The following is a 13,133-nucleotide window of genomic DNA, read 5'->3' as shown; positions in this document are numbered from 1 at the left end:
GCATTATCTTTAATTAATCCGTTATCGATGCTTATAGTTGCCACTTTATAGGCGATTGTTTGTTCTCTATAAGTTTTTGGTTTGTTATTGAGAAATGTTGACACCCAAAGAAACCTCTATGAGCCGATAAAGGCGAGGGGTGTGGTGCCTTCAAAATTATGTGCTGTTCGCCGATAAGCGATGCTTTCTTTTGGGCATAAGCTCCCCACAATAGAAAAATTATAGGCTCAGGCTTTTGATTAAGGCTGCAAATAATTTGGTCTGTTACTTTTTCCCACCCTTTGTTGGCATGAGAACCCGCTAAGGATTTCTCTACGGTTAATACAGAGTTTAACAACAAGACGCCTTGATTAGCCCAAAGAGTAAGATCACCATTATTAGGCATATTACACTTCAGATCATTTTCGATTTCTTTGTAAATATTACGAAGCGATGGGGGAATTTTAATCCCAGGGTTCACTGAAAAAGCCATTCCATTAGCTTGGTGTTCACCGTGATAAGGATCTTGTCCTAGAATGACGACCTTAACTTTATTAAAGGGTGTCGAGGTTAAAGCATTGTAAACTTCATTTTCAGGAGGGTAGATAACTTTGCCAGCGGCTCTTTCATCCGCTACAAATTGAGTTATATCCTTATAAAAATCCGTTGCCTTTAATCCAGATAGGGCTTCTTGCCAAGTTTTTGCCGATTCCACTGATATAATGTTTTCTATTCTAAAAACAACAAGATAGCTTAGTTTTCATTAATATCCAAATGGTTTAAGGCGTCGGAAAGATTTCCAGGAGATTCTTTCATGCGATCGTTAATAGCATAGGATTCAACCTCCAAAGCACCAGACCAGTCTTCAGGCGCTGCGGCTTCAGCGATATAAAGTTCCTGCCAACTTGCTAAATCTAACTCCTCTATCTCTCCATTGAAGTATTGAATTTCAATAGTACCCTCATCATCATCAATCGCGACGACTTCAAATACATCGTTGAGGTCAGGTCTTTTATACCAATGACCTCGGCGTGGAGTTAAAAGTTTAGCCATTACTTAAGCCATATTCATTAATTCGTACTACCAATCTTAATTTACCATATTGGTCAAAAAATGCACGATTATAATTGATCAATTTGTGAACAGGTCAATAGGAAAACTTTATCCTTAAGAATAAAGCTAGATTTTTAGAGCCTTAAAAAATACAATGTCAGAACAAACAAACCAAATGGTATGTAAAGTGACTAATATGCCTTCATTCACTAAGCTAACTCTTGCTACTTTGATCTCGATTCTAACCTCGTCTATTTCATATGAATCCTCAGCTGGCGAACTCTCAGGCCAAGTTCAATTTGAAACAAGAGTTTTTACGCAAGAGGCGGATTTCGGCCAATCAGATAGTAATTTTTCAATAGCATTTGAGCCAGAGTATTACCATCAATTTGACGATAGCGACTGGAGCTTTGATTTTAAGCCTTTCTATCGCTGGGATAGTGAAGATGAAGAGCGCACTCATGCTGATATTCGTGAGCTCATGTTCACCTATGTGGGTGATGTTTGGGAAGTCAAAGCTGGCATTGGCAAAGTTTTTTGGGGAGTAGCAGAGTCACAACATTTAGTTGATGTGATTAACCAAACTGACTTTGTTGAAAATATTGACGGTGAAGACAAGCTTGGTCAGCCCATGCTGCGCTTTTCAACTGAACAAGAATGGGGTTTGTTTGAATTTTATTTATTGCCTTATTTCAGAGAAAGGACATTTGCTGGGGAGGATGGCCGCTTACGCTTCCCACTAGCAATCGATGTGGATAATCCTATTTATGAAAGCGATGACGAAGAGCACAATCTTGATGCCGCTATTCGTTGGTCACGTTCCATTGGGGATTGGGAAATAGGTTTAGCGCACTTTTCGGGTACCAGCCGTGAACCGCAATTTGTACTAGATACCTCTAATCCACTTAGTCCAACTTTAAGACCTTTATATCAAACTATTGATCAAACTAGTTTAGATGTTCAAGCAACGATTAATGCTTGGCTATGGAAACTTGAAGCTATCAGTCGTTCAGGTTTTGGTAACGATCGTTACTGGGCTGCTGTGGGCGGTTTAGAGTATTCGTTTTATGATATCAAAGAATCAGGCATCGATTTAGGTATTATTCTTGAATACCAAACAGACAGTCGCGAATTGATTGCTGGTGGCTTTCAGACTCAAGATTCGATTGTTAGTGGCTTTCGTTTAGCTTTGAATGATGAGCAATCAACCGAAGCATTGTTTGGTTTTTCTTATAGCGAAGAAGGGCAAAAGTTTTTGAATTTAGAAGCCAGTCGCCGTATTGGTAATAGTTGGAAAATCATTTTAGAAGCACGTTACTTTACCGGCTTCGATGATAACAATCCGACGGAATCAATTTTTTATCCTTTCCGTAACGATGACTATATTGGGATTAGTTTAGAAAAATACTTCTAAGTAAAAAAACTAATAAGTGTTACTAGATTTCATTAATAATAAATTAGCATACTGCTCCAGAAGTAACTGGAGCACATTGTGCAATTGAATCGTCACCTGTGTTGGTATTTAAAATATACTCAAACACCGTATCTTTCTTATTAAGTTTTAAAGCATAAATCGCGCGGTAGGTCATTACTTTCTTAATGTAATCGCGAGTTTCTGTATAAGGAATAGCTTCAATCCAAACTTCCGTGGGGAAGCGCCCAAATCCTTTCCACTGATCAATACGATGTTTGCCAGCATTATAGGCGGCGGAAGCATAAATTGGGTTGTTATCCAGCTCATCGTAGCGAAGTTTTAAATAATTAGATCCCATTTCAATGTTGGTGCTAGGTGCAAACAAATCTGAGCGTTTGCCATATTTTACGCCGAGCTTTTTTGAATAAATTTTTGCAGTTGAAGGCAGCACCTGCATTAAACCGTATGCGCCAGCACCGGACACTGCAAAAGGTCCGTAAGCACTTTCTTGTCTAGTAATCCCCATTAGCCATTCAGCGGGTAATCCAACTTTTTTGCCCATGACTTGGTAGTCATACTTAAAAGCTGTAGGAAAACGTAAATTGGTGTCATCCCATTCTTTAGCTTTGGCGATTGTTAATATCCCTTGGTTATACCAGCCCCAGTCATGAGCGATTTGAGCGGCAGCTTTTATTTCATCCTTATTGGCTAATCTTTTTTGCAAGCTTCGCCATTCTCGATTAGCGTCACGATAACGCTCAAGGGCAAATAATTCTTTAGCTCTTTCGACGTTTGAAAAAGCGCTGACTCTTTTGATAACATCAGAACTGATGGCTGAGTCCTGGTGGTTAAGTTGCAATGGCTGTTTCAATCTGACTGCCGCCTTGTAGCCATAGTAATCACGTTCATTAGCAAGCTGCTCTAAAATTGGAGCAGACTTTTGAAAAACCTTTTTATTTTCCAAAGCGATCGCGTACCAATAACGCCATTGATTGGTTTTTTGAATATTTTCTGACAATAAGTCATATTGCTCGATAACTGAAGACCAATCTTCAGCCCTTAAAAAGGTAGCGAGTTTCCAATGAGATACCAAACTATCACTTAGATATCGATTAATGTGACGCTTAGCCCAAGTAAGAGCACCAGGTTTGTTTTCGGTAGCCTGGGCTAGGAATAGTGTTCTTTCAGCATCAGTTTTTAACTCTTTTGGAATGACAATGCGTTTTTGTACATTACGCCAGGTTTTGTAGGCTGAATCGCGATCACCCCAGGCCAGCTTTTTGATGGCAAAGACCGCAATCACTGCTTCTTGATATTTATAATCTTTCTGCGGGAAAAAATTACGTTTAGCTATAGCCCCTGGATCTTTTCTGACTTTTGACCACAGTTCTGCTAGATATTGTTGTTTTGTTGGTAAATAGCGTTTTAAGTAATTCATTAAAGCAACAGAACCACTTTGTGCAGTTTTATTGAAACGCTTGAATGCGACAGCATGAGTTAACTGTCCATCAGCTGTCCATGCTTTGAACAATGAATCGCACTCTTGAGGTTGTGACTTTGGAACTAGCCAGAGCTTCTTGATTTCAGAGTAGAGCTTATTGACAGCAACACCTTTTGTAATTTGGTGACTCAGATACAGACACTTATGCTTAGCATTACTACTGCTAGCTAAGTGATCTTTATAATAATCGCTAAATACTGACAGTTCTTTGTCTTTGGCTAGTTTATCGATATATCGATACTTAAGTCGATTTGCTAAAGGAGAATCCCGTTGGAATTTTATAAATTTATCAATTTCTGCTCGATTGGATAGGGTCAAATTTTTAGATAAGAAATCAAAATCTAGATAAGAGGCCAAAGGGTAGTGATCGAGCTTTGCTCGAATCTTCCGATATTCATTAAATTTATTTTCTTTGAGCGCTTTTTCCGCTTGCAAAAATATTTTTTGAGAAGAGCTATAATTTTTCTGATTTTTTGTTGGTAAATTGTTTGCGTATAAGTCACTCGTAGCAATAGTTAATGCTAATCCACTAATCATAAGTAGTGGCTTAATAATCATTCGCATTCTGTAAACTAGTCCTTTAACCTGTAATGAAACAGTTGTAATTTAAGATTTAACTTTCTTCAGTTTAGTATTCAAGCCATAACCATATTATGAATTGAACAAAGTCAAAATCTTGTTGATTTTTTTATTTATAATATTATGAAACCGCTCTCTTACTTTGTAAGACAAGTATCTATAGACAGCGTTCCATAAAGATTTATTTAAAGTGATTAAAAATCGAAACTGCTCCGACTTCAAGCTTATAAGCTCAGTATCAGACATTTTTTACTTGTTTTTACAAAATAAGCTAAGATAATAATGGCGCTGTTCAAAAAGGCACTAATATTGTAGAAAAATTAACCAGCAACAGGTGAAGCAATGGGTAAAAGTAGCAAATACAAGGCTCGGCCAATGGATGACAATGGTTTTATCCACTATACGGATGTTGAGCATGAAACTTGGCATAAGCTAATTTCTCGTCAGGAAAAGCTTATTCAAGGGCGCGCTTGTGCTGAGTATTTTGAAGGATTAGATAAGCTACAATTACCTAAAGACAGAATTCCTCAATTAGAAGAAGTCTCTAGTGTCTTACGTAAAGAAACGGGTTGGGAAGTTGCCTGGGTTCCTGCGTTAATTAACTTCGATAAATTTTTTGCATTGCTAGCGGACAAAAAATTCCCATGTGCAACTTTTATCCGTACCCCAGAAGAAATGGATTATTTACAAGAGCCTGATGTATTCCATGAAATTTTTGGTCATTGTGCGATGCTAACCAACCCTTATTTTGCCGAATTCACCAGTATTTATGGCAAGTTAGGGTATAACGCTTCAAAAGAAGATAGAGTCTTCTTAGCTCGTTTGTATTGGTTTACAGTGGAGTTTGGATTGATGCAATCTAATGAAGGTAATCGTATTTATGGCGGTGGTATTCTCTCTTCGATTGGCGAAACGCCTCATAGTTTAGATAACCCAGAAGTTATTCGTAAACCATTCGATCCAGTGGATATGTTAAGAACGCCTTATCGAATCGATATAATGCAGCCACAATATTTTGTGTTAGAAGATTTAAAGCAGCTTTATGAATTGGCGCATGCCGATGTTATGGGCATGGTCGAAGAGGCAAAAAAGCTTGGTTTACATGCTCCGGTCTATCCGCCAAAAGAAGAAAAACTAGCCAGTTAGAATTCCTTTGAAGCCCGCTATAAAGTGGGCTTTTTATTGTCAAAAAAATCGGTTTGTAGCATAATAGAACGCTATTATTCGGGTTGATTTGACCTATTAAGAATTTATCTATGTTATTGATTTTAAATAAACATCACATACCAACTTACCTTGTTGCGGTGCAAGTCCGTGCTCAATGGAGCCAATAGTTCCCCAAATGCCTTTCCTAGCGATTGTAGTTTGCAAAAATTACCAGCTAGTTCAAACCAAATTAGGTGTTTAAGTTTGTTTAACTTCAAACATCATGAAATTAACCTCTTAAAATACTGAGGAAAATAAAATGTCAGATTTACAAGCATCAAACATGCAAGCAAAAGTCACCAGTGCACCAACGCCAACCGAACCTGTAGCAAACCCAATGGGCACGGATGGATTTGAATTTGTTGAATATTCAGCACCCAATGCTGAAGGTATTCAAAAGCTTAGAGACTTATTTCAATTATTAGGCTTTACTCACGTAGCAAATCATAGAAGCAAAAAAGTGTCTTTATATCGTCAAGGCGATATTAATTTTGTAATTAATGCTGAAACAGAAGGTTACTTTAACGAGTTTAGTAAATTACATGGCCCTTGTGCCTGCGCTATGGCTTGGCGTGTAGCAGACGCGAAAAAAGCTTTTGAACACGCAGTTGCTAATGGTGCTAAGGCATTCGATAAACCTGAGCATAAAGCGCATCCAGCAGTGTATGGAATTGGCGGTTCGGTACTCTATTTCATTGATACTTGGGGGAAAGAAGCCAGTATTTATGATGAAGAGTTTGAATTTATTGATGGTGTTGATGAATACCCAGTAGGTATGGGCTTGCAAACTTTAGACCACCTGACCCACAACGTTAAGCGTGGTGGTATGGATGTGTGGGCAAGTTTTTATGAAAATATCGCTAACTTCCGTGAAATTCGTTACTTCGATATCAAAGGTAAGCAAACTGCATTATTCTCTAAAGCGATGACAGGCCCTTGTAATAAACTTCGTATTCCAATTAATGAATCAGCAGATGAAAAGTCGCAAATCGAAGAATATTTAAAAGAATACAAAGGCGAAGGGATTCAGCACATAGCGTTATCGACGCCAGACATCTACGACACCATTGAGCGTTTACGTGCTGGTGGCATGGACTTTATGCCTACTCCAGGCGCATATTACGATATGATTCCGCGTCGCATTCCTAAGCACAATGAAGATGTTGCTAAGTTACGCGAAAACCAAATCTTGATTGATGGATCTTTAGATCATGAAGAAGGGATCTTATTGCAAATCTTTACCAATACTGTAATCGGTCCAATTTTCTTTGAGATTATTCAACGTAAAGGCAACCAAGGTTTTGGTGAAGGTAATTTTAAAGCTTTATTCGAATCGATTGAACAAGATCAAATTGACCGTGGTGTGATTTAATTGATAGCCATTCCCAGCTTAGCTAAGAAAGGAGAAATATATGCGTAAGTGGATTTCATTCCCGCATAAAGAAGGCACCATTTCTCGTCAAGCACACGCCGATTTTCCTGAAGAGGGAATGTATGAGCGTGAAGCAGGGCGAAGTGGTTTTTTTGGGCCAACAGCACATTTTCATCATAAACAAGCGCCAACATCATGGGAGAAATGGGAAGGTCCTTTAAGACCTAGGGCTTTTGATTTAAATGATTTAGAAAAAAGCTCAAACTCGCCATGGGCAGCTAAAGATCTATTACACAATGCTTCTTGTAAATTTCGAATTTGGGATTGTAATGAAGCTATGCCAGCATTAGCTCGTAATGGTGATGGTGATGAATTATTGTTTATTCACAAGGGCAAAGGCGATTTATTTTGTGACTACGGACATATGGAAATTCGAGATGGTGATTATGTAGTCATTCCGCGCGGGACTATGTGGCGTATCGAGCCGCAAGAGCCGATGACCATGCTGTTAATAGAAGCTACTAACGATAGTTACCAGTTGCCGGATAAAGGCTTAGTGGGACCGCAAGCAATTTTTGATCCTGCCATGTTGGATGTGCCTTCGATTAATGAAAGATTTAAGGCGCAACAGGATGAAACCCCATGGACCGTTGAAATTAAGCGTCGCGGTCAATTATCCAAAGTACATTACAATTACTCGCCATTGGATGCGATAGGTTGGCATGGCGATTTATCGGTAGTAAGAATTAATTGGCGTGATATTCGCCCTTTGATGTCACATCGTTATCACTTACCACCGTCAGCACATACTACTTTTGTGGCAAGTCGATTTGTTATTTGTACCTTTGTGCCGCGTCCTATTGAATCCGATCCTGGTGCCTTAAAAGTACCTTTCTATCATAATAATGACGATTTTGATGAAGTGCTTTTCTATCACGCAGGTGACTTTTTTAGTCGCGATAACATCGATGCGGGTATGGTCACTTTCCATCCGTCAGGTTTTACTCATGGGCCTCACCCGAAAGCTTTTAAAGCTGGGATGGAATATGCCAAAAAAGAAACTGACGAAGTGGCAGTAATGATCGATACGCGCGATGCTTTGGAAGTGTCTGATGAAATGTCCTCAGTAGAGAATCCAGAATACTGTAATAGCTGGAAAGCCAGCGAATAAGAAATTAGGAAAATATAATGAAATTAGCAACTATAAAAGACGGTAGTCGTGATGGTCGTTTGGTGGTAGTAAGTCGCGACCTAAAACAAGCAGTAAAGCCATGCCATGTCACAACCTTGCAAGCTGCATTAGATGATTGGGATAGCGCAAAGCCAGATTTAGAAGAGCTTTATGGTCGCTTGAATGCTGGTGAAGTTAAAGAAGCATTTGATTTTGATCAAGTAGCTTGTGAATCACCATTACCAAGAGCTTATCAATGGGCTGACGGTTCGGCTTATGTTAATCATGTAGAATTAGTGCGCAAGGCTCGAAATGCAGAAATGCCAGAAACTTTCTGGACGGACCCATTGATGTATCAAGGTGGTAGCGATACGTTCTTGGGGCCACGTGACAAGATTAAAATGGCTTCTGAAGACTACGGCATTGATATGGAAGCTGAAGTGGCTGTTATTACAGGTGATGTTCCGATGGGAGCAACTCCAGAAATGGCGGAGAAAGAAATTCGTTTGTTAATGACGGTAAACGATGTTTCTTTGAGAAACTTAATTCCTGGCGAATTGGCTAAAGGTTTTGGTTTTTTCCAATCCAAGCCATCTTCAGCATTTTCGCCTGTTGCCGTTACTCCAGATGAATTGGGCGATAAGTGGGATGGTAAAAAAGTATTCTTGCCACTGGTAACTCATTTAAACGATACAGTACTCGGCAAACCTGATTGTGGCGTAGACATGGTGTTTGATTTCCCCACTCTAGTGGCACATGCGGCTAAAACTAGACCTTTAGCGGCTGGTGCTATTGTAGGCTCTGGTACTATTTCAAACGTTGATGAAACCACTGGGTCATCATGTCTAGCAGAAGTGCGTATGCTTGAAATTATTGCTGATGGCGCTCCAAAAACTCCATTTATGCGTTTTGGAGATACGGTAACTATTGAAATGTTTGATGAAGCAGGCGCTTCTATCTTCGGTCAAATTCATCAAGAAGTTGAAAAGTACGAGCTTTAATTATTGATAAAGAAAGGTGAAGAGGGTTTATGCTGAAATTATATAGTTATTGGCGCTCAACGGCGGCTTATCGCGTTCGAATTGCTTTAAACTTAAAACGAGTGGCTTACCAAATGATTCCTGTGCATTTGGTAAAAGATGGTGGAGAACAGCATAAACCTGCATACCGACAGAAAAACCCGCAGGGTTTAGTACCATTGTTGGATGATAATGGCCAGCTCATAAGCCAATCGATGGCGATTTGCGAGTATTTAGATGAAACTCATGCAGGTCCTGAATTATTACCGACTGAACCTTTTTTAAAAGCGCAAGTCAGAAGCCTTTGCCAGGCTATTGCTTGTGATATTCATCCTCTAAATAATTTACGCGTATTGCAGTATCTGAAAGGAGAGTTAGAAGTTAGCGATAATGCTAAAAACGATTGGTATCAGCACTGGATTCAGCAAGGGTTCAGGGCTGTTGAGAAACAATTAGCTAATTTTGCTACTGAGTCGTCATTCGCTTTCGGTAATGAGCCAACATTAGCGGATGCATTTATTGTAGCGCAAGTTTACAATGCCAGACGCTTTAATATTAGTCTTGACGAATATCCGCGGTTAGTTGCTATTGAGCAGCACTGCTTAACACTAGATGCGTTTAAAGACGCACAACCAGAATCACAACCGGATGCTGTTTAGCATCGATAGAGAAGCATAATGAAAAAAACAATTTTAGCAAAAACTTTAATTGCTACGGCAATAACTTTCTCAATTGGAACAGTTGCGGCAGCACCTTATGATGTTATTGAATTAGGTGATTTGGGCGGTGAGCAGAGTTTCGGGTGGGGTGTTAACTTACAAGGTGATGTCGTCGGCTATGCCAATGGCCCGTTATTAACAGAGGGCGGTACGGAAAGGGAGTTTAATTTACATGCCTTTTCATTTACTAATTCTGTTATCAGTGATTTAGGCGCATTTGGAGAAAACAATAGTTTTGCTTTTAAGATTAATGATTCTGGTTTAATTATTGGATATGGATTTGATATTGTAGATGTCGATGGTAATGATTCATTACAGGAATTTGCTTTAACATTTCCTAGTTCTGGTCCTGAGAAATTAGACTTGGGAGATGGCGTTATCAACTCTAGAGCAATAAATTTGAACAATGCCAATCAAATTGTCGGCTTTGGTGTTATTAATGTAGCTGAACCCGACGGTACCGAAGTTCGAGCGTTCAGAGGTTATGTGCATTCGGATACAGGTGTAGAGTTTTTGCCACCATTTGGTGATGATCAGGGTACTGCATTTGATGCTTATGCAACGGCCATTAATGATAGTGGTGTAGTTGTTGGTTGGTCTGAGTTTTTAACAGAAAGAAATTCTGTTGGAGCTAAAGCATTAATTTATAATTTTTCTAGTGAAATTCTAGAAGTGCCTGCAATTGGTGGTTTTGAGAACTACCCAACTGACATTAATAACAACAATATTGTTGTTGGAAGGGCTCAGGATGAAGATGGTTTCTTTAGGGCATTCGTCTATGATTTAGCAACCGAAACTATGACAGAACTTCCTTACATAAATTCTAGCTTTAGAGATGCAGTGGCAAATGCTGTAAATGATAATGGTCAGGTTGTAGGTAATACCTTGGCATCACCCTTAACCGTGCCAAAATATGCTGGATTTTTATATTCTGAAGGGCAGTTTCAAATATTAAATGATTTAGTGGCTTGTGATTCTGGTTGGGATCTACAGTTAGTAAATGATATTAGTAATTCCGGAGAAATTGTAGGTGTGGGAATTTATGAAGGCGACGTTAGAGCTTTTAAATTAGTACCAACCGGTGACCCAATTGAGGACTGTTCTGAACCCGATAGCGACAGCTCTGGTGGTGCTATAACTGTTTATGGATTGTTATCATTATTTGGCTTATTGATGTTTAGACGTCGAAAAATGTAAACTAATAAATGAATGAGTTAGAACAATCAATATCTGAGAGCAAACTGACTGAAGCTAAACAACTTGCTAAAAAGCAATATGATCTAAATCCCTCCCTTAGAAATTTAAAGTCTCTTGCGATGTCCTCGTTACAAGCAGGAGACTTTCTAATGGCATCTTCTTTATTTGAGTTGCTTATTCAAAAAGAAAACAATTCAGTAGAAAATAATTTTCATGCGGCAATATCATTTCATCAGCTACAACTCTGGGATAAAGCCATATTTTTTTATAAGGTAGTATGCAGATTAAATGCACAACATTTGCATGCTTACCTTAATTTGGCTATTTGCTATGAAAATACAAACGAGTTTAGCAATGCAAAAGATATTTATGAAAGTTCTTTGATACAAGATAATTTGAGCTCCGATATTCTCAATAACTATGGGAATATGTTAATTAAGAGTGGTGATACGTATAAAGCGGAGGCTATTTTTTCTGAGGCATTAGCAACAAACCCTCAAAATTATTTATTATCGAAAAATTTAGCCATTTTATATTCAAGACAAAATAAACATGAAGATGCAAAAGCCATACTTAGCAGTCTTATCTCCAAGTATCCAAATAAAGCAGAACTTTTTTATCTATTAAGTAAGTGTCACATTGAACAGAAACAATACCAGCAAGCCATAGGGCTACTGCTTAAGGCTATTGATATTAATGCTGGAGTTGAAAAGTATCATACGGCCTTAATCACTTGTTGGGTTGAAACTGGGCAATTATATGATGCTGTCAATCATGTAAGGAATACGGTTAAAACATTTAGTACTAGATCCAGCCGATTAACCCTAGCTTACGTTTTGTCTTACTCTAGAAGCGAAAGAGAACTAATAGAAGCTCGAAATATTTTAGACAAAGTCTTAGTTGAAGAATCTGATAATTTGCAAGCAATGGATACTTTAGCAAAGATATCGGTGAAGTTAGGTGCTGTTGAAACTGCTCAGCACTATGCAAAAAAACTATCTGCTTTTACTCAAAGCAAGCAATACTTAATGTCTGCGCAACAAGTGTATTCTTTAGCTGGTAATTACCAGTCCTCTAACGCGGTCTTAGATATTTTATTGGAAGCTATGGATGAACCGTCGGCTATTGTATTTCGTGATAAAGGTTATAATAATATAATGCTCGGGAAATACTTAGAAGCGGAGAAGGACTTACAGTATTCGTTATCACTTGATTCAACAGATCAAAAGTGTTTGGCTTTGCTGATTGTTTGTAAGCAAGCGCAAAATAAATTTGATGAATCAAGAAGCTTACAGCTATTTGAAGAGCTTACGCTGCAGAAAGAAATTTCCCTACCAAATTCTTGCAAGACTATGCAAGGATACCTTGCTGAACTTGTAGAAGAAATATATAAACAGCCAACTTTAAAGTGGGAGCCTAGTGGCTTAGCCACTAAAGGCGGAAGTATGACGGAGAATATAGATGTTACAAGTTATCCGGCATTGGATTACTTCAAACAGTATTTACATAAATTATTAGGTAATTACTTAGATCACATTCCCCAAAATATAAAGCATCCATTTCTTAAAAAGAAGCCTAAGAGTTTTGATATTCACTTCTGGGCAGTGGTGCTATCTGAGTCTGGCTATGTCGGATCGCATATCCATGAAAACTCTTGGTTAAGTGGTGCCTTTTACGTACAGTTACCTAAAATATTAAATGGTGATGAAGGCTCATTAATTTTTGGCAAGCCGCATGATGAACTTGGATTTGATTTTATCAATGAACATTATAAAGTTACTCCGAAAGAAGGGACTTTTGTATTGTTCCCATCTTATTTTTATCATCACACAGTCCCTTATGATTCTAAAGAAAAACGAATTTCTTTAGCTTTTGATGTGGAAGTCAAAGAATGGAATTAATAAAAAAGCGGCATTAGCCGCT

At 38.5% G+C, this 13,133-nt stretch carries 11 protein-coding genes; 8 read left to right on the top strand and 3 right to left on the bottom strand.

Going from position 1 to position 13,133, the window contains the following annotated elements; translation table 11 throughout:
- Positions 1-31: 31 nt before the first annotated feature.
- Both ung and GJS41_RS02405 read right to left on the bottom strand, forming a co-directional pair.
- Positions 32-694: a uracil-DNA glycosylase gene (ung, locus tag GJS41_RS02410; RefSeq protein ID WP_370515598.1), complete on the bottom strand. Its 663-nt coding sequence runs from the start codon at positions 692-694 to the stop codon at positions 32-34.
- Positions 695-732: 38 nt separating this feature from the next.
- Positions 733-1,032, bottom strand: a complete 300-nt coding sequence (locus tag GJS41_RS02405; protein WP_154245736.1) for a DUF6763 family protein — start codon at positions 1,030-1,032, stop codon at positions 733-735.
- A gap of 154 nt (positions 1,033-1,186) precedes the next feature.
- Here GJS41_RS02405 and GJS41_RS02400 point away from each other — a divergent pair, with 154 nt between their 5' ends.
- Complete coding sequence (locus GJS41_RS02400) at positions 1,187-2,446, top strand: hypothetical protein (RefSeq protein ID WP_227551233.1); 1,260 nt, start codon at positions 1,187-1,189, stop codon at positions 2,444-2,446.
- A 43-nt stretch (positions 2,447-2,489) separates the two neighbouring features.
- On the opposite strand, the gene GJS41_RS02395 is transcribed toward GJS41_RS02400, so the two are convergent.
- Positions 2,490-4,484, bottom strand: a complete 1,995-nt coding sequence (locus GJS41_RS02395; protein WP_227551232.1) for a transglycosylase SLT domain-containing protein — start codon at positions 4,482-4,484, stop codon at positions 2,490-2,492.
- A gap of 384 nt (positions 4,485-4,868) precedes the next feature.
- On the opposite strand from GJS41_RS02395, the gene phhA reads away from it, so the two are divergent.
- The 7 genes from phhA (at position 4,869) to GJS41_RS02360 (ending at position 13,111) form a co-directional block, all read left to right on the top strand.
- Entirely contained in the window at positions 4,869-5,672 is an 804-nt protein-coding gene (gene phhA, locus GJS41_RS02390) for a phenylalanine 4-monooxygenase (RefSeq protein WP_154245734.1), read from the top strand.
- A gap of 343 nt (positions 5,673-6,015) precedes the next feature.
- Complete coding sequence (hppD, locus tag GJS41_RS02385) at positions 6,016-7,104, top strand: 4-hydroxyphenylpyruvate dioxygenase (RefSeq protein WP_154246955.1); 1,089 nt, start codon at positions 6,016-6,018, stop codon at positions 7,102-7,104.
- A 40-nt stretch (positions 7,105-7,144) separates the two neighbouring features.
- Complete coding sequence (locus tag GJS41_RS02380) at positions 7,145-8,275, top strand: homogentisate 1,2-dioxygenase (protein WP_154245733.1); 1,131 nt, start codon at positions 7,145-7,147, stop codon at positions 8,273-8,275.
- Between the two features lie 17 nt (positions 8,276-8,292).
- On the top strand, positions 8,293-9,276 hold the full coding sequence (locus GJS41_RS02375) for a fumarylacetoacetate hydrolase family protein (RefSeq protein ID WP_154245732.1): 984 nt from the start codon (positions 8,293-8,295) through the stop codon (positions 9,274-9,276).
- A 29-nt stretch (positions 9,277-9,305) separates the two neighbouring features.
- The gene (gene maiA / locus GJS41_RS02370; protein ID WP_154245731.1) at positions 9,306-9,953 is read left to right on the top strand and encodes a maleylacetoacetate isomerase; all 648 of its coding nucleotides are present in this window, start codon (positions 9,306-9,308) and stop codon (positions 9,951-9,953) included.
- A gap of 18 nt (positions 9,954-9,971) precedes the next feature.
- Complete coding sequence (locus GJS41_RS02365) at positions 9,972-11,210, top strand: DUF3466 family protein (protein WP_154245730.1); 1,239 nt, start codon at positions 9,972-9,974, stop codon at positions 11,208-11,210.
- A gap of 8 nt (positions 11,211-11,218) precedes the next feature.
- Positions 11,219-13,111 (top strand): tetratricopeptide repeat protein, encoded by a 1,893-nt coding sequence (locus tag GJS41_RS02360; RefSeq protein ID WP_154245729.1) that lies wholly within the window; start codon positions 11,219-11,221, stop codon positions 13,109-13,111.
- Positions 13,112-13,133 lie beyond the last annotated feature (22 nt).

It is taken from the genome of Kangiella sp. HZ709 (assembly GCF_009674675.1).
Classification (GTDB): Bacteria; Pseudomonadota; Gammaproteobacteria; order Enterobacterales; family Kangiellaceae; genus Kangiella.
This window is presented reverse-complemented; position numbering and strand designations above follow the sequence as displayed.